At 62.5% G+C, this 18,692-nt stretch carries 13 protein-coding genes; 5 read left to right on the forward strand and 8 right to left on the reverse strand.

Translation table 11 applies throughout. The features are described 5' to 3' along the window. Positions 1-92: 92 nt before the first annotated feature. Positions 93-2,690, forward strand: coding sequence for a S8 family serine peptidase (locus AC6H4Z_RS02255; RefSeq protein ID WP_497545109.1), 2,598 nt, complete (start codon positions 93-95; stop codon positions 2,688-2,690). A 779-nt stretch (positions 2,691-3,469) separates the two neighbouring features. On the opposite strand, the gene AC6H4Z_RS02260 is transcribed toward AC6H4Z_RS02255, so the two are convergent. After that, a complete protein-coding gene (locus AC6H4Z_RS02260; RefSeq protein WP_497545110.1) occupies positions 3,470-4,462 on the reverse strand; it encodes a DUF72 domain-containing protein in 993 nt (330 codons plus the stop codon). A gap of 45 nt (positions 4,463-4,507) precedes the next feature. Here AC6H4Z_RS02260 and AC6H4Z_RS02265 point away from each other — a divergent pair, with 45 nt between their 5' ends. The 4 genes from AC6H4Z_RS02265 (at position 4,508) to AC6H4Z_RS02280 (ending at position 10,126) form a co-directional block, all read left to right on the forward strand. Continuing rightward, positions 4,508-6,193 (forward strand): alpha/beta hydrolase-fold protein, encoded by a 1,686-nt coding sequence (locus AC6H4Z_RS02265; protein WP_497545111.1) that lies wholly within the window; start codon positions 4,508-4,510, stop codon positions 6,191-6,193. Positions 6,194-6,215: 22 nt separating this feature from the next. Then, entirely contained in the window at positions 6,216-6,944 is a 729-nt protein-coding gene (locus AC6H4Z_RS02270; protein ID WP_497545112.1) for a hypothetical protein, read from the forward strand. Positions 6,945-7,058: 114 nt separating this feature from the next. After that, complete coding sequence (locus AC6H4Z_RS02275) at positions 7,059-7,406, forward strand: PadR family transcriptional regulator (RefSeq protein ID WP_497545113.1); 348 nt, start codon at positions 7,059-7,061, stop codon at positions 7,404-7,406. Continuing rightward, entirely contained in the window at positions 7,403-10,126 is a 2,724-nt protein-coding gene (locus tag AC6H4Z_RS02280; protein WP_497545114.1) for an ABC transporter permease, read from the forward strand. Before AC6H4Z_RS02275 ends, AC6H4Z_RS02280 begins: the two co-directional genes overlap by 4 nt. 6 nt (positions 10,127-10,132) lie before the next feature. On the opposite strand, the gene AC6H4Z_RS02285 is transcribed toward AC6H4Z_RS02280, so the two are convergent. From AC6H4Z_RS02285 to AC6H4Z_RS02315, 7 genes are all read right to left on the reverse strand, one after another. Then, positions 10,133-12,592, reverse strand: coding sequence for an ABC transporter permease (locus AC6H4Z_RS02285; RefSeq protein WP_497545115.1), 2,460 nt, complete (start codon positions 12,590-12,592; stop codon positions 10,133-10,135). An 82-nt stretch (positions 12,593-12,674) separates the two neighbouring features. Continuing rightward, positions 12,675-13,559, reverse strand: a complete 885-nt coding sequence (locus tag AC6H4Z_RS02290; RefSeq protein ID WP_497545116.1) for a DUF4097 family beta strand repeat-containing protein — start codon at positions 13,557-13,559, stop codon at positions 12,675-12,677. 107 nt (positions 13,560-13,666) lie between these two features. Next, positions 13,667-14,575 (reverse strand): DUF3667 domain-containing protein, encoded by a 909-nt coding sequence (locus AC6H4Z_RS02295; protein WP_497545117.1) that lies wholly within the window; start codon positions 14,573-14,575, stop codon positions 13,667-13,669. Continuing rightward, the gene (gene ada, locus AC6H4Z_RS02300; RefSeq protein ID WP_497545118.1) at positions 14,572-15,660 is read right to left on the reverse strand and encodes a bifunctional DNA-binding transcriptional regulator/O6-methylguanine-DNA methyltransferase Ada; all 1,089 of its coding nucleotides are present in this window, start codon (positions 15,658-15,660) and stop codon (positions 14,572-14,574) included. The genes AC6H4Z_RS02295 and ada overlap by 4 nt, the downstream gene beginning before the upstream one ends. A gap of 101 nt (positions 15,661-15,761) precedes the next feature. Beyond that, the gene (locus tag AC6H4Z_RS02305; RefSeq protein ID WP_497545119.1) at positions 15,762-17,150 is read right to left on the reverse strand and encodes an NAD(P)(+) transhydrogenase (Re/Si-specific) subunit beta; all 1,389 of its coding nucleotides are present in this window, start codon (positions 17,148-17,150) and stop codon (positions 15,762-15,764) included. After that, the gene (locus tag AC6H4Z_RS02310) at positions 17,150-17,455 is read right to left on the reverse strand and encodes an NAD(P) transhydrogenase subunit alpha part 2 (protein WP_497545120.1); all 306 of its coding nucleotides are present in this window, start codon (positions 17,453-17,455) and stop codon (positions 17,150-17,152) included. The genes AC6H4Z_RS02305 and AC6H4Z_RS02310 overlap by 1 nt, the downstream gene beginning before the upstream one ends. Continuing rightward, complete coding sequence (locus AC6H4Z_RS02315) at positions 17,455-18,564, reverse strand: Re/Si-specific NAD(P)(+) transhydrogenase subunit alpha (RefSeq protein ID WP_497545121.1); 1,110 nt, start codon at positions 18,562-18,564, stop codon at positions 17,455-17,457. Before AC6H4Z_RS02315 ends, AC6H4Z_RS02310 begins: the two co-directional genes overlap by 1 nt. Between the last annotated feature and the right edge of the window lie 128 nt (positions 18,565-18,692).

Raw genomic sequence — 18,692 nt, forward strand, 5'->3', positions numbered from 1 at the left:
CGCACCGATTGTTCGATGATGGTCCCGCTCCCACGCCCCCGCTCGACCACCGCTTGATTCGTACAGGCCCTCTCTCTCTCCCGGTGCGCTGAATGTCCGTTCGCCACACCATCACCGCCGCGCTTGCCGCCGCGGTGCTCCTCGCGGGCTGTAAAGAACAAACGCCGATCCCGCACACGCCCGCCGTCATCAAGATCGTCTCCGGCGCAGGGCAGTCCGGCGATCTCTCCGCGGCCCTCGACTCGTCGCTCGTCGTCCAGGTACTCGACGCCGCGAGTAAGCCAGTGTCCGGCGTGTCGCTCACCTGGACTCCGACTGGCGGCGGCACGGTATCACCGACCTCCACGACGAGCGACAACGACGGCAAGTCGACGGTGAAGTGGACGCTCGCGCCCACGGCCGGAAACCAAGTCGTCACGGTTACGAGCACCCAAATCAGCGGCGTGTCCGTGTCGTTCGTCGCTACGAATGGCGCGACGATCACCGGAACGATTGCTGCCGCCGGCGGCACCCCATACGCCACGTTCTCTCGCGCTCCAACGCGCGCAGCGTCACTCTCGCTGTCGGGCGGACGCAAACGCCGCTTTTCGCCTGACCGGATCGTCGTCGGTTTCAAGAACGACGTGCTCGGCCTCGCCAGCGCGTCGTCGAACGCGTACCGGTCGATGACTGTCGCCCGTCAGGCCGCGTCGCGCATTCAACAAAGTGTGACGGCCCTGTCGCAGCGCCACTCCATGAGCCACGCCGAGATTTCGCCGGCGCTCATGGCGGCACGCCTCAAGCTCGATGACACGAGCGACATCGAAGGCACCATGGCCGCGTTGCGAGCTGATTCCGAAGTGGCTTGGGTCGAGCGCGACGAGATCATCTCGATCCGCGACGGCGCGCCGCGTCCGCAGTCCACCGACTTCCTCGCCCGCTTCGCCGACCAACGTCCGTCAACACCATTGGCAGCGGTGGCCACGAAGTCGCCGAACGATCCCGGCTACTATGAGCAGCTGTGGATGGCGAACATGCTCGACCTGCCGCGCGCCTGGGCTATTACAACGGGAAGCAGTAGCGTGATCGTTGCTTCGGTTGACATGGGAATTCGCTTCGACCATCCCGAGGTCGCCGCGAACCTGACAGCCGACGGCTACGACTTTGTGTCGAAGATCGGTTTCGGCACGACGGAAACGCTGTGCGCGGGCGGTACGTTCACGACGATCGACGGTGACGGCGACGGACCGGATCCCGATCCGACCGATCCCGACGATCTCGAGTTCGACACGAACAACAATTGCTGGGCGCACAACACGCTCGGTGACCACGGACTCTGGACCGCCGGAATCATTGGCGGCATTGGCAACGACGGCGTCGGTATCGCCGGCGTGAATTGGACGGTCAAGATTCGTCCCATCCGCGTGCTCGGCATCACCGGAGACGGAAGCAACTTCGACATCGCGCAGGGCGTGCTGTACGCTGCGGGTCTCGCCGCAACGGGAGCGAACGGCGCCGCAGTGCAGGCGCCGTCGCGCGCCCAGATCATCAACATGAGCCTCGGCGGGTCGAGCCAGAGCAGCACACTCTTGGCCGCTGTGAACGCCGCGTCGGCGGCTGGATCGCTCATCATCGCTTCCGCGGGCAACGACGGCTTGGATCTTCCGAGCTATCCGGCCGCGTACACGAACGTCATGGGCATTGCCGCGGTCGGGCAGGATGGCGCGCTCGCGACGTATTCGAATGCAGGAACGTTCATCTCTGTTTCTGCGCCCGGCGGCGACTTCCGCCTCGACGACAATGGTGGCGGCGGCGTCCTCGGACCCGGCTGGAATTTCGCCACCGGAAAGGCGACGTACCTGTTCGGCTACGGAACGTCGGCATCGGCGCCGTTCGTATCGGGCATCGCTGCGCTCCTCCTCGCGCAGACACCGTCGCTCACTGCGGCCGCTCTACGTTCGCGCATCGAACAGTTTGCAACGCGCCCGGCCGGCACCACGCGTAGTGATACCTATGGATGGGGCATCGCCAACGCGTACAACGCGCTCACATCGCAGAATGGTCCGCCGCGCTCGACGATTGCGCGTCTCATCAACTCGACGACGGGCGCTGTCGTGAAAACAACGGCAGTCAACGCGGCGGGCGGATTCTCGTTTACGCGCGTCGCAACCGGTACGTACTACGTTCAGGCTGGCGACGACGAAAGCGGCGACGGTTCGATCGGAGTGCCCGGACGACGCTTCACGTGGGCCGGCGGCTTCGGCACGCCAACGCTGCTCAACGTCAATGGCAACGCGCAGTCAGTTGCCATCGCCCTTGGCATGCCCAGCGAAGTCGAGCCAAACGACGACGCAGCTCACGCGAACATGCTCACGCCCGACAGTTACGTGGTGGGCTCCATCACGACTCCTGATGTACGCGACGTATACGTCGTCAACATCGTGACGCCGGGTGTCTACACGATCGAAACGTCGGGTCTCACCGGTTCGTGCGGACTCGGCATCGAGCTTGACACGTTCCTGTCCATATCGTCGCAAGCGGGAACGGTGATCGGTACGAACGACAATTTCTCGTCGACGAACAGCCGCTTCTGTTCGCGCTTGCAGCCGACGCTCGCCGCCGGGATCTACTACATCACGGTCACGGGCTCGAGCGCATCGGGTCTGGCGAATCACGGCCGCTATCGGTTGCAGATTCGTACCGGCACCTGAGTAGTGCGGTAGCAGGTATCTGAGAGATTGAAAACGAAAGAGCCGGATGCATCGGAAACAGCCTGATCTGGCCATTTCCGATTCATCCGGCTCTTTCGTTTCATCGACTTCCTAGATCTCTAAGCGCGCCAATACAGAGGTCGGTCGCTTGCGCTTCCTCGCGTGTCGCATTGAACGCGTGGTTTGCGCAATCAGGATACACGGGCCAGATGAAGGCGATGGGCCGAAACATCGGCCGTTCGCGCGGCGTAGAGACCGACTTGCCGTCTGGCGTTGGCTGTGGAACGCCGATTCCACGCGCGGCGGCGAAATCTGGCCGCAGATTCAGCGCGTGGACCAAATCGCAACACCCCGATTCAGGACCCCGCCGAGTGAGCCGATACTCAGTCGTGCGGGCGGAACGGGCCAATCCTAGCTACTGCAACGCTTCGGAACATCCGGGGTATCAGTAGTCGTAAGCAGATCGACGGAGGTCTCACGATGTCGAAGTTCTGTTTTTCCGTGAGTGGAACCGATTCGAGACACGAAGGTGTCATCGAAAGCGAGTCATTTCTCGCGGCTGTCGACGCTCTTGGCGATCACGTTACCGTGCGCCGAGGCGATGTTTTGGAGATCGGTGTGACTGGCTTTCCGCCGGCCCGATACGAGTGCGTCGGTGAATTGAAGAGTGTACCTGTCTGGATGCCTTCCGGCGCTCAAGCTGCCTAGGTCCGCATCCGCCTCGTGAATGACGTGAAGGGCCGCTTTCCTCGTGCAGGGAAAGCGGCCCTTCCTTTTTTCTAGCGCCGCGTCTCGATCATTCCCGCCATCTCCAACGCGTTTGTCGTCCCATAGTTCGCGTAGCAGTTGTTGAACACGACGTGCACGCGTTCAGCCTGCTCAGCCAGCTCGAGGATGACGGCGAGCCAGTCCTCGAGCTCGTCTTGGGAATACAGATACCTGTATTTCTCCACCACGGGCGCATCGCGCGCACCCCAGAGCTCGCTTCGCCGGCCGTGCAGTCTGACGATCGCCAAGTTCGGCGTGGTCACAGCTGGTACCAATGGCAGGCTCGTTGGCGTACCGGGCGGAGTGTCTGCCACCACGTACGTCATGCCGTGATCGCGAAGCTGGCTCCAGAGCCGCTCACGAAGTCGCGGTTCGAGCCAACTCGGGTGCCGAAATTCTACGGCGATCGGAAGGTCGCCCAACTGCTGACGCGCTCGCGTGAGCATTGCCGGCGTGTGGCGCGTTGGAAGAATCCATGGCGCGAACTGCAGCAGTACCGCGCCGAGTTTGCCCGCGTCGTGTAGCGGCTCCGCGGCAAGTCGGAATTGGCGCCACACCTCGTCGCGGATTTCAGGCGCGAGATCCTTCGCATAGACGCGCGGTCCGATGTCGGGCAGCGCAGAAATCTCATCGCGAATCGAACGGGGAAGCCGGGCCACTTCCGTTGGATGACCAGTCATCAACGCATGTGCCTTCACGTTGAAGACAAAGTTCGGCGGCGTGCGTTCGACCCAGCGCTCTGCAGTCTGACGATCGGGAATCGCATAGAACCCCGCGTCTGCCTCGACCATGGCGAAGCGCGACGCGTAATAGCGAAGGCGCGCCTCGGGCGTCTTGGCGTCCGCCGGATAGAAGACGCCGCGCGCCGTCATCGTACGATCCGTCCAACTCGCCGTGCCGGTGCGAATTTCTCCGCGACCGACGTGCATCGGCGCCGCGATCGCGTCGTCACTCACGCGCTTCGCTGCCGCTTCCGATCCTGGGTCGTGTTGGACGTCGGTCATCTGCGTCGCTTGTTGATCCGCCCGGAAAGTAGCATTCTGGTGCGCATGATACTCCCACCCGTCGCTCTCCGCCGGCTGCGTCGATGCGCGTTGCTGGCCGGCCTCGCGCTCTCGGGCGTGCAATCAACCGTCGGCGCGATCGTGCCGCGCTTTCAGATCACCTTCGCGTCATCGGCGCACGCGGGTCCGGTTACCGGACGTCTCGTCTTGGCCATCGCGAGGGCACGCGACCTCGAGCCGCGACTCCTGATCTCACCGCGCGGACCCGCGTTGTTCGCGATCGACCTCGATCAACTTCGCCCGGGACAGTCCGCGACCGTCGATCAGTCGTCGCTCGGCTACCCGTCGTCGCTCGTTGATCTGCCGCCGGGCGACTACTTCGCGCAGGCGGTGATCAACGTCTATGAGCAGGTGCATCGCGCGGACGGAAAGACGGTTTGGCTGCACATGAACGATGGGACGGTCGAGTTCTTCAGCAACGCGGTCGGGAATCTGTACAGCGATGTCACGCCAATTCACGTCGGCGGCGACGGTGCTATCAAGATCGACATCACGCATGTCATTCCACCCGTGCCGCGACCGCAGGACACCGAATGGCTCAAGCACGTGACCATTCAGAGTCAGAAGCTCACCAAGTTCTGGGGCCGCCCAATATTCATTCAGGCGCATGTTCTGCTTCCCAAGGGCTACGCGGAGCATCCTGATGTTCGCTATCCCACGGTCTACACGCTCGGCCACGGTCAGACGCCGCTGTCGTTCAGCACCACGCCGCCGCGGTCTGGATCACCAACGGCCGTCAACGCGGCGACCGGACTTGAGAGCGGCTACGCGACGTACCAAGCCTGGAACGGCGACGCGTTCCCTCGCGTCGTCGCGATCACCCTGGAACAGCAGACGCCGTACTTTCCCGATTCGTATTCTGTGAATTCGGCGAACAATGGTCCGTACGGCGACGTGATCGTGCAGGAAGTCATTCCGTACCTCGAGGAGCACTTTCGCCTGATTCGTCAGCCATATGCACGACAGCTCGAAGGCGCGTCGACGAGCGGTTGGCAGTCGCTGGCCATGCAGTTGCAGCATCCAGATTTCTACGGTGGCGCGTGGATCTTTCAGCCCGATCCGATCGACTTCACGCGCTATCAGATGACCAACATCTACACCGACACGAACGCCTTTGCGGTCGCGACGGGTCCATTCACGACAGTAGAGCGTGGCTTTCAGCGCACGGTCGACGGCCAGACTGTCATCAGCACGCGTGCACTGAGTCGGTTCGAGGAAGTGCTAGGCACGCGCGGGCGGGCGGGTTATCAGCTCGAGGCGTGGGAGGCCGTCTACGGTCCCGTCGGCGCCGATGGGTATCCGGTTCCACTCTGGAACAAGCTCACCGGTACGATCGACCGGAATGTCGCGAATTACATGCGTGACAACGGCTACGATCTTCGCGCCTATGCCGAGAAGCAGTGGCCGACGATTGGATCGCAGCTCGTGGGGAAGCTGCACTTCTCGGCTGGTGACATGGACGACTACTGGCTCAATCTGGCCGTTTATAAGTTCGAGGATTTTCTCAAGACCACGGCCAATCCGCACTACGAGGGTGATTTCATTTACGGTCGGCCGATGAAGGGGCACGCGTGGCATCCGACCACGTGGGCGGATTTCATTCGCAAAGTGGGCGCGTCGGTCAAGGCGGCTGCGCCGGCAGGGCAGAGCACGAACTCCTGGAATTACTGAGAACTCTCACGAGGCCTGACGTATGAATCAGCTAGAGCGCGACGTTCGATTCCTCAAGCGATACTCGATTGTGATGACGGTGATGCTGCTCGTCGTCTCGGCGGCGGCGTTCGTGCGGCCGCCGCGGCATGAGAAGTTCGGTGAGATCGATGTCGAGCGAATCAATGTCGTCGAGCCAGACGGCAAGTATCGTCTCGTCATCTCGAACACGCCTCGGTCGATCGGACCCATCTACAAGATGAAGCCGTTTGGCTACAAGGGTGGCAATCGCCCGGGTATGATCTTTTTCAACGACGAGGGCACCGAGAACGGTGGTCTGGCGTTCGGTGGAACCAAGAAGCCCGACGGCACCGTCGACGCTCAGACACACATGTCCTTCGACCAATTCAATCAGGATCAGGTCCTCAACTTCGACTACATCGAGCGCAACGGAAAGCGAACGGTTGGTGTCTCGATGTATGATCGCGCCGACCTCGATATCATGGATCTCGTCAAAGAGCAGGAGGAGATCATGAAGATCACGGACACAGTCGCCCGGAATGCCGCGCTGAGAAAGTGGGCCAGTCCGCGCAATGGTGTGCCGATGGCGGCGCAGCGGGTATTCATCGGTCGGGATCCGGAGAAATCGGCGATCGTCAATCTCCGTGATCCCAACGGGCGCGCCCGGCTCCGTATGCTCGTCGACTCACTGGGTGGCGCCCGAATCGAGTTCCTCGACGGCGCCGGCAAGGTGACGCACACGATCCCCTGAAGCCTTCCGGGGTGCCAGTCGTGGGTTGAAACAACCTTCTTGCCCAAACCGTTGTCCAAGCCTAAGAACCTTATGCCTAAGGTTCTTAGGCTTTGTCGCCCTTGGGAGCCACTCATGGAGCTCGACCTCGTTCGCGGCACACTCGATCTGCTCATTCTCAAGTCCCTATCCTGGGGACCGATGCACGGTCTCGCCGTGCTGCGTTGGATCGAGCAGACAACCCGAGACCAACTCCAGATCGAAGAGGGCGCGCTCTATCCCGCGCTCCATCGCATGGAAGACAAGGGTTGGCTCGACTCCGAGTGGGGACTCACCGAGCGGAATCGTAAGGCCAAGTTCTATCGCCTCTCGGCGAAGGGACGCAAACAACTCGCGTCCGAGCTGACCCGCTGGTCCCGCTACACCACGGTCGTCGGCCTGGTCGTCGCAGCGCGGAGCGGCGGCGCGGGAGCGGCGAAATGAGTTGGGCCAACGATGGTTGGGACCGCCTGCGGCGAGTGTTCCGTCTTCCGCCCACGCGTCGCCGCATTCGCGAAGAACTCGACGACGAGCTGCGCTTCCACCTCGAAGGGCGTATCGACGACCTCATGGAGCGCGAAGGTCTCTCGCGCGCCGATGCAGAGAGCGAAGCGCGTCGACGGTTCGGCGACTATCAGGCCTATCGAAGCGAAGCACGATCGATCGACGACACGATGCTCGACCGGAGAAATCGCATGGAACTGTTCGACGCTTTCCGCCGCGAGACACGCCACGCGCTTCGTTCGCTGCTACGCGCGCCCTCCTTCTCGCTGATCGTGCTCGTCACGCTGGCCCTCGGTCTCGGCGCTTCAACGACGATCTTCACTCTACTCGACCGTGTGGTTCTGCGGCCGCTGCCATATCCGAACGCCGATCGCATGATCCACATCGGCACGCTGTGGCCGAAGGTGAAAGCGGGCGAAGAATACGCCATCTCGCGTGGCCAATTCCTCTACTTCAAGAAGAACAGCGCCGCGCTGGCGAATCTTGGACTATACGACACGGGCATCCTGCCAATTCCCGGCGACGGCGACCACGCATCGGAGCGCGTGCCATTCCTCCAGGTCAGCACGAGTCTCTTCGAGATTCTTGGCATTCGTCCTGAAAAGGGGCGGCTCTTCCACGCGGAAGAAATGTTGGTCAGCCAGCCAGCCGTTGCTCTGATCACCCATGCTTATTGGGTCAGGCGCTTTGGAAGTGATCCGGCGATCATTGGAAAACGCTTGCAGCTTGGTGGCAGCTCGTCGCTGGAGATCGTCGGTGTGCTCCCCGTTGGAAGTGGCGTTCCCGATTTCAAAGGCGACGTGTGGACGCCGCATTGGCTCGATCCAAACACGCCGCCGCAAAATGAGCATACGCATCACGCGATCGGCGTACTGAATCCAGGCGTTACCGTCGCCGCTGCCGCCGCGGACATCAAGCGCTTGCAGGATTCGTTCGCCAAGGAATATCCAAATGTCTACCCGCCTGCCTTCATCGAGCGAGTCGGCTTCGCGATGAATGTGACGTCGCTGCGCGATTCGGTGCTCGGTCCAACCATCGCGCGCGCTCTCTGGATCATCTTCGCCGCCGTCGGCGTCGTGCTGCTCATCGCCGCGGCCAATGTCGCAAATCTCTTTCTCGTGCGAATCGACGCGCGGCGTCGCGAGGTGGCAGTCCGCACCGCACTTGGCGCCGGACGGTCGCAGCTCGCTGTGCACTATCTCGCCGAGAGCATGATGGTCAGTCTCGCGGCCGGCGTGTTCGCCATCGCGCTCGGCTACGGATTGCTCCACGTCGTACTCGCTTATGCTCCGCAGTCGCTGCCGCGACTCGAGGAAGTCACGTTCGACGCGACCGGCGTCGCGTTCTGTCTCACGAGCGCACTGCTCTTCGGTATCGTCTTTGGCGTGCTGCCGCTCGGGTCGACCAATGTCGATGTCGCGACGCTCCGCGAAGGCGGACGCGGGATGACCACGTCTCGTCGACGCGATTTCGCTCGGCGCGGACTCGTCATCTCACAGGTGGCCATGGCGATCGTGTTGCTCAGCGCCGCGATTCTCATGGTTCGGAGTTTTTTCAACCTCCGTAATGTGAAATCGGGCATCGACCCCGTTGGCGTGCAGACGATGACGGTTGCGCTGTCGTACTCTCGCTATAGCCAATACCAACAGGTCGAGCAGTTCTGGCGAGATCTTGCGCAGCGAGTGGAAGCGTTGCCCGGTGTGAAACGCGTCGGCTACACGAATGCCTTGCCGCTCGACGGCGGCGCAGGATGCAGCGCCGTCGGTACCGACGCTGGGCGAACGACGCCAGCGCAAGGGCAATGCATGCCGATCATCTACGTGAGCCCGGGCTACTTCGAGGCGATGGGCATTCGCGTTGCGGGCGCCTCGCCGACTTGGTCGAGTGTGGAAGGACTCGAGGGGCCCGTTGTCGTCAGCGAAGCGTTCGCTAGGCGCTTTTGGGCCGACGAAAGCGCAATCGGGCACCACGTTCTTCCGTACACCAACACCCAGTTCCCGCCCTTTCCAGTCGTTGGTGTTGCTTCCGACGTGCGCGCCGACGGTTTGCAGAAGGCGCCGATCGAGGCGGTGTATCTGCCGCTGATGCCAACGGCAGGCTCGCCCGGTTGGAATCCACCGCGCACGATGACGTTCGTTGTCCGCGCGCCGAACGTCGATCAGCGAATACTCACAGCGTCGGTCCGCCAAATCGTGGCGCAGATGGACCCGAGTGTTCCGGTCGCCGACATCGTTTCGATGGAGAACGTTGTTTCGCGGTCGATGGCGCAGATGTCGTTCACGATGCTTCTGCTTCTCATCTCGTCGTCGATCGCCGTCACGCTCAGCGCCGTCGGCATCTACGGCGTCATTGCGTATGTCGTCAGTCAACGCCGTAGCGAGATCGGCATCCGCATGGCACTCGGCGCACAAATCACCCAAGTCGCTGGAATGGTTGTCAAACAGTCCGTGACGCTCGCCATGATAGGCGCCGCGGTCGGCGTTACCGCGGCGCTGGTTACCATGCGCCTACTCCAGTCGCTGTTGTTCGAAGTGCGTCCAACAGATCCAATCACCTTCATTGGAACGTGCGCTGTCCTGATGCTCGTCGCACTTCTCGCGAGCGTCGGACCCGCGCGTCGCGCCGCCAAAGTCGACCCGGTTGAAGCGATGCGCGGATAGCGAGCTCTATCCTCGAAGCGCTTCGAGCGGATCAACACGCGTCGCGCGACGCGCTGGCAGCCAACTCGCCAATGCCGCGACGACGAGCAATCCAATCGCGACTACACCAAACGTGAGCGGATCGTTTGGCGTCACGCCATACAGCACACCCTGCATGAGTCGCGTGAGTAGTAGCGCACCAACGAGACCGATCCCGACGCCGAGCACTGCGAGCCGCAACCCACTCGATACCACCATGCGACGCACATCGCTCGGCTGCGCGCCGAGTGCGAGTCGCACGCCAATCTCGCGTGTGCGCTGCGTGACGAGATACGCGAGCACGCCATAGATGCCCAGTGCACCAAGTACGAGTCCCATGGCGCCGAAGAGTCCGAGCAGAACGGTGAGCAGTCGCGGGCGCGCAACCGCCTCACTCACGACGTCGTCGAGCGCGAACGCGCCGGTGATCGTTTGCTGCGCGTCGACCGTGCGAATCCCGTCTTCGATGCGTTTGATCATCATGGCCGGCTCTTCACGTGTGCGGACGACCATGTTGACCTTCACGCGAAAGACTTGATACACGCTCGCGTAGATCCGCGGCGCCGGCGCTTCGTCCACGGTGGTTTGACGAACGTCCCCAACCACTCCGACGATGGGGAAATGCTGGTTACCGAAACCGAGTGTCTGGCCGATCGGATTCCGGTTTGGGAAATACTGCTTCGCCATTGCTTGGTTGATCACGAGCACCGTCGGCGCATCTCCTCGATCGGTCGGTGAGAGATCGCGACCCGAGAGCAGTGGAATTCCCATGGCGGCGAAGAAGCCGTCGCTCGTGAACATCAGCGTGGCGGTCGGCAGCTGCCCGTTCGAACCGGGCGTTGCTCCCGGCGGGAGGAACGGCACGGTCTCGCCATCGCCGCGGAAGGGAAGGTCGCGAATGGCGCCGGCAGCAACCACGCCCGGCACCGTGCGCACTTTGTCCAGCATCTGCCGATACGTCGACTGCATCTCGGGGCCGGTCGCATGTCGCGTCGTGGAGATTGTGTAATTGATCGCCAGGCGATGCTCAGGAACGAAGCCGAGGTCCACGTTCATGAGCTTCACGAAACTGCGCGTCATCAATCCGGCGCCGATTACGAGAATCATCGCCAGCGCGACCTCGGTAACGACGAGCGCACTCCGCAAACCGCCGGTGATTGCCGTTGCACCGCGTGCGCCTTCGCGAAGTGACTGTTGCAGTTGGGGCGACGACGCGCGGATTGCCGGCACGAGTCCAAACACCACGCCCGTGATGATTGCTACGAGCGCGGTGAACAGGAGCACATGACTGTCCACGCCAACATCCTCGGTGCGCGGTAGTTGTCCGCCGGCGAGGTGTAGCAACAATTGCGCGCCGCTCTGCGCGATGAACATCGCGAGTACGCCGCCAACAATTGCCAGCACCATGCTTTCGGTAAAGAGCTGGCGGATGAGTCGCGACCGTCCCGCGCCGAGCGCGGCACGAATGGCCAACTCACGCTCGCGCGTGGTCGCGCGAGCAAGCAGCAGACTTGCGAGGTTGACCGCCGCGATCAACAGCACGAACGCCACGGCGCCGAGGAGCACGAGCAAGCTGCTTCGCACCTTGCCGACGATTGATTCCTGCAGCGGCGCCACAGAGGCGGCCGCGGCACCGCCGTTGTCGCCCGGATACTGCTCGGCGAGCGCTCGCGCGATCGAATTCAACTCGGCGTTCGCCTGCGTCACCGTGGCGCCTGGCTTCATGCGCGCGACCATGCTGAGAATCCGCACGGGACGAATTCGCGGAATCGAGCCGTCGGGGATCGTCGAGAAGGGGATGTAGACGTCGACATGCGCGGATGGAAAGCGAAACGATTCGGGCATCACGCCGACCACTTCGTACGATTGGCCGTCGAGGTTCACATGCTGGCCGATCAGGGACTGGGCCGCGCCGAACTGTCGTTGCCAGAAAGCGCGACTCAACACGACGAGCTTGTCGTTCGAGCCGCGAACCATTTCATCGTCGCGCGGAACACGGCCGAGCATTGGATTGACCGCGAGCGTCGTCCAGAAACCGGGAGTCACGAACGCGGCTGCGAGGCGCTGCGGCTCACCGGCCCCGACGAGATCAGTTCCGCTCTGACCGTCCGAGAACCAGTAGCCGCCGATGTCTGCGAGCACTCGGCGCTGCGCTCGCCAGTCGTCGAGATTCACGGCCGAGATGGGGCCGGGCTGGTTCGACTCCTTCGTCGTCGTGTTCTGCCACACGCGCAGCAGCCGCTCGGGCTGCCGGAAGGACAGGGGCTTGAGTAGAACCCCGTTCACGACGGTGAAGATCGCGCTGTTGGCGCCGATGCCGAGTGCGAGCGTGAGAATCGCGACGGTGGTGAAGCCGCGGTTCTTGGCCAGTGTTCGGAACGCGAAGCGAACGTCCTGCTTCAGCTCGTCGAACCGCTCAGACCAACGGCGTTCCTGAGTCGTTGCCATGCGCGCCCCCAGCTCGGTTGTGGTGAAATTTCAGCACGCCACATATTACCGAGTGCACCGCTGAGGGCAAGCCAGGATTCTGTCAGCTCTTTCGAAGTTCGATCGTGCCGTTGCCGGTCGACAGGCGCATGAGCGAGCCGCCGCTGCCGATCGTCCCACGGACGTGGCGTGAATCGAGGCGGCCGACGATGCTGATCTCGAAGTCGGAGCTGAGATTGCCGTTGCCTGTGGTCGCGTCGATTCGGCCATTGTAGTTCGACGGCAACATCACGCGGATGGAACCGGAGCCGGAGTTGAAGCGCATGTCGCCGTCGACCGGCAGCGCTTTGATGCGCACGTCGATATCGCCACTGCCGGTCGTCGCATCCACCGCGCCCTTTGACGTAGCCACGAACACTCGGCCATTTCCGGTCGTGACGTTCACTGGACCGTTGGCCCCGTCGACCTGAACGTCGCCGTTGCCGGTGGACACCTGGACGCGACCTTCGGTCTGGCCGACTGTGACACGGCCGTTCCCCGTGGAGGCCGACACGTCGGCGCCAGCGCGCTCGATGCTGATTTCGCCGTTACCCGTTGCGACCTTTAGTCGCAGCGATCGCGGAACGACGACCGTGTACTCGACGCGAACGCGCGAGTTGTTCGAGCCACCGCGGTCGCGGCACGACGACTGTCCCCCATACAGCGTGCAGATCTCGACGCCATTGGCTGTTTCGCGCACGTCGAATGACACGTCCTGAATGGATCCGCGCGATCGCGGAACTTTCAGCGCGCGGACCTCGACCTTGTCGCTCCCAGACGTCGCTTCGCGAACGGTGATGGGACCGTCGCCATTGAGGACGGTCAGCATCGAGTTCGCTGGAAGCGACTTGTTCCAAGTGAAGGTCGATTCGTCGCGCCCCTGCTGCGCCCCAAGCGGGAGCGCGGCGGCGACGAGCAGAGTGGGAACGAGACGCGAGATGCGCAGCATAGAAACGACCGGGATGCGAGTGGTTACTTCAACTACAACTCAGACAGCCCAAACGCTGCGAATGTTTGAATCGGGGAGCCCATCTAGCCTGGTCTGGCGACTCACCGCTATCGAATCCACGCCAGTGTCGTGATGAACAGCACGAATTTGAACGCGACGATCATGGGGACGATGGTCGCAGCGACCACGCCCGTGCGGATCAGTGCGGCGACGCGGCCGCTGCCGTACATCCTGCGCTGCGCGAGGAATGCATAGACGCCGATCATCGCGACGACGACCGATCCGTAGACGGCCTCGTCGTCGGGCAGCCGGATGCCGCCGACGTGGAGGGCGAGCCAGTTCACGGCGAACGAGAGAAGTCCGGCGAGAGGAATGGCCAGCAGCAGGAACGAAACGAAGTGCGTTGCGAAGACGAGATGTTCAGCGAAGAATCGTTTGGTGCCGACGAACATCGCCTGGAACAACAGCGCATAGAACGGAATCAGAATCACGACGATTAGTTTGCCGATTCCCTCGGTAGCGCCGTCGTACTTCGTCGTGACGGCCCGCTTGAGCGAGTCGCGCACCGCGGCCGGTGTCGTCGCGTCAGCAATGCGCGGATAGCGCTTTGCCAGGACGGACCGCGCGGCGTTGGAGTACGTCATCTCGTCGGCCTGCACTCTGAGCGGTGCCGTGAGCACGGTGACGTGCAGTCGGTCCACCGCCAAGAAATACAGGAGGTTGCACAGGAGAAAAACGCGAAACGGCGGAAGAAAGCGATGCCGTGCGCCGTGGAGATACTCGACCGATAGTTCGCCGGGCCGACCAAGCAGAGAGCGAAAGCTCGCAATCAAATCGGAATCAAAATCCGTGACCGCGAGCGCCGCCTCCTTTAGAAAGTGCTTTACTGAGAGATCTTGTCGTCGACCGAGCGCGCTGCCGCAACTGGCGCAGTACCGCCCGATGCCTTCCGCGCCGCAGCGGGGACACTGCAGCGGCGTGAACGACTGCGCGGCACTCTCGGTCGATCGCGTCACCCGGCCTCTTCGTCGAGCAGTTTGCGCTTGCGGTCGACACCCCACTTGTATCCGGCGAGCTCTCCGTCTTCGCGCACCACTCGGTGACAGGGAATCACGATCGCCACGCGATTCGTTGCGCACGCACGTGCGACCGCGCGCGTCGCCGTTGGCCGACCGATAGCGGCGGCCACTTCGCGATACGTTCTGCGTTCGCCGCTCGGAATGTCGCGCAGCGCCTTCCACACGAGCCATTGAAACGCCGTGCCGTCAACGTCCAGCGGAACGTCTGTGCCGCGCACGTGGTGCGGGTCGCGAATCCGATCGAGCACCGCGCGCACCCAACCGCTATGCGCTTCGTCGCTGCGTTCGATCGTCGCGTTGGGAAAATCAGTGCGCAGCGCTTGCTCCACATCCGCGTTCGTTGCGCCCAGCTCAACGGCGCACACACCGCGGTCGGTCGTTCCGACAAGCACGCGTCCGATGGGCGCGTCGGCGATGACGTACTGAATGCGTACGCCAAGCCCCCCTCGGCGGTACGACGCCGGCGTCATGCCCAGCAGTGCATCCGTGCGCTCATACACGCGACTGCTCGAGCCGAATCCGGCTTCGTATGTCGCACGGCTCACCGTATCGCCGGCGCGGAGTCGCGATTTGAAATTCTGAACGCGATGAGCGTCCTGATATTCCTTCGGCGACAGCCCGACGATTCGCTTGAACGAGCGCTGCAGGTGCGACGTGCTCAACCCCGCATGCGCCGCAAGCTCGCCGAGCGACACGGTGCGGTCCGTGTGCGCGTCGAGAAAGGTCTTTGCGCGTTCAATGGCCCGAACACCCGGCAACTCGTGTACATCGGCGCGCGGATCGCAGCGCTTGCAAGCGCGATAGCCAGCCTGTTCGGCGTCGGCTGGCAGATCGAAAAAGCTCACGTTCTCGCGCGACGGACGCCGCGACGAGCATGACGGCCGGCAATAGATGTGCGTGGAACGCACAGCGTAGACGAAGCGCCCGTCGTAGCGCGCGTCACGCGCTGCAACTGCGCGCCACGCTTCCGGGTCGGTGGGACGGGACATCGGCATCGGCGGTTCAGCTACCATGGTCGCCATGATCTGCTCTCGGTGAGGGGCGACCGCAACGTACGGGAAGCGACGACGGGCCAGCTATCCGAAAAATGCAGTCAAATCCACTCGACTGCCTAGCCCTCGTTTCAGGCGTTCTTCACTTCTGCAACGAGGCCCGTCAGCGATGTTTTGGCGTCTCCAAACAGCATGCTTGTGCGCTTGTCGTAGAAGAGCTCGTTCTCGATACCGGCGAAGCCCGCCGCCATGCCGCGCTTCAGGACGATCACGCTCTTTGCCCGATCGGCATTCAAAATCGGCATGCCGTAGATGGGCGACGACTTGTCCGTACGCGCCGCGGGATTTACGACGTCGTTCGCGCCAATTACCAGCGCGACGTCGGCGCGGTCGAATTCACCGTTGATCTCGTCCATGTCATACAGCTTATCGTACGGAACGTTCGCCTCGGCGAGGAGCACATTCATGTGGCCGGGCATGCGTCCCGCCACCGGATGTACAGCGAACTTCACTTCGCCGCCGCGCTTCTCCACCAGCTCGGCCAGTTCCCGCACCGCGTGCTGCGCCTGCGCGACGGCCATACCGTAGCCAGGAATCACGATCACGAGCTGCGCGTACGCGAGCTGGATCGCCGCGTCTTCGATACCAATTGAGCGCACCGTCAATCCAGTCGCCGACTTTCCGCCTGCGGCCACCGTCTCACTGCCGAATGCGCCGAACAAAACGTTCGTGAACGAACGGTTCATCGCCTTGCTCATCAGGATCGAAAGAATGAATCCCGATGCGCCGTCGAGCGCGCCGCTGATGATCAGAATGACGTTGCCGAGCGCAAAGCCCATCGCACACGACGCGAGCCCGGAGTACGAATTGAGCAGCGCCACGACCACTGGCATGTCTGCGCCGCCAATCGGCATGACAAGCAACACGCCGAACATCAGCGACGCTGCGATCATTCCGAAGAACGCAATCTCGTGAATCGGAGCGACGACTACGTACACGAGCAGCGCGAGAATGCCGAGGAAGATCAGGCCGTTGATGACGTTCTGCCCTTTGAACGTCACCGGTTTGGACGTGATCCACTCTTGAAGTTTTCCCGCGGCCACGATCGTTCCACCCACGGTGATCGAGCCGAGCATGACCTCGAATCCGATCGCCGCCATTTTCGCGCGACTCGGCAGATCGCCCGACGCCACGTCCGAGTGGTACTCGGCGATACCGACGAGCGTGGCGGCGAGCGCGCTGAGCGTGAGCGAGATCGCGATTCGCTGCGGCATCGCGGTCATCGGCACCCACATGCCCATCGGGTAGCCGATGACGACACCGAGAACCAATCCCAAGGCGATCCAGCGGTAATCGATGATCGTGTGGTTCAGTAGCGTGCCGGCGATGGCGAACAACATTCCGACCGCCGCCTGCTGCATGCCACGCCGCGCCTTATCGGGGCGCGTGAGACTGCGCAGTCCGAGAATGAACAGGACTGACGCTATGAGATAACTACCTTCGATGAATAAATCGCGCATCAGCGTGCCGCTTCCTTCTTCTCACTTCCCGCTTTGCCCGATTTGAACATTCGCAGCATTCGGTCGGTGATCAGGAATCCGCCGACGATGTTGCTCGTCGCACACACCACGGCGATGAACCCGAGGATCGTCGCGACGTTATTTCTCGCCGAGCCCGCCGCGATGAGCGAGCCGACGAGCGAAATGCCGGAGATCGCGTTCGTCGCCGCCATTAACGGAGTGTGAAGCAGCGGCGGCACTCGGGAGATGACCATGTAGCCGACGAACGCCGCCAGCACGAAGACGTACAATTCGAGAAGCTGCATTAGCGAAGCACCTTTCCGTCGTGGGTCATCATCATCGCGCCGGTGATTTCATCGCTCACATCGAGCTTGAGCGCTCCATCTTGTACGAGGTGTTTGAGCAACTCGACAATGTTGCGGCCGAACATCTGACTGGCGTGAAACGCTACAGTTGCTGGAAGGTTCAGCGGCGCCACGATCGTCACGTCATGTACCTGAATCGTTTCGCCAGGCTTCGAGAGCTCGCAGTTGCCGCCAGTCTCCGCGGCGAGGTCTACGATCACTGATCCCGCGCGCATCGACGCCACCATTTCCTTCGTGATCAAGCGTGGCGCGGTGCGTCCAGGAATCTGCGCCGTCGTGACGACGAGATCCTGATCCTTGATGTGGTTGGCGATTGCCGCGAGCGTGTTCGCCTGTTCGTCCTGCGTCTGCGCGCGTGCATACCCACCCGCGGCTTCCGCCGACGTGTTCACCAATTCGTTCGCCACGAACGTTGCGCCGAGGCTCAACACCTGCTCGCGTGCCGCAGGCCGAACGTCGAAGGCGGAGACAACACCGCCGAGTCGTCGCGCGGTCGCGATTGCCTGCAGCCCGGCAACGCCTGCACCGATGATGAAGACTTTCGCGGGTGAGATGTTGCCGGCCGCCGTCGTCAGCATCGGCAAGAACTTTCCGAGCGTTTCGGCGCCTATGAGTACTCCCTTATAGCCCGATACTGTACTCTGCGAGGATAGCACGTCCATGGACTGTGCACGCGTGATGCGTGGCACGAGTTCCAACGCGAGCGCGTTGACGCCGCGATCGGCCAGCGCTTTGGCGACATCGGCACTGTGACCCGGACGCAGCAGCGAGAGGAGCGTCGTTCCCGGGTCCATGCGCGCGATTTCGTCGGCGCTCGGCGGCTGCACTTTGGCGACGATGGTCGATCCGGCGAGGGCAGCGGCTGCGTCGGCGACGATCGTGGCGCCGGCGGTCTCGTAGGCGTCATCGCGGAACCCGGCTCGAAGGCCGGCTCCTCGCTGAACGACGACCTCGAGCTTTTGTTGCTTGATCAGCCGTGAGACACTGTCAGGCGCGAGGGCCACCCGCAACTCGCGCGGAGCGGTTTCCGTTGGGACGCTGATTCTCATTGAGTACCGGCTAGACTGGCGCGGCCTGCAACCTTGTCCCTGTACGCGCGCCATTTTTGGAGTGCTGGGACCGGCTAGATACTACGGCTTTCAGACCGGGCCGGCAAAGGCGGGCTGATCGCGGGTTC

It is taken from the genome of Leucogemmata humicola (assembly GCF_055379415.1).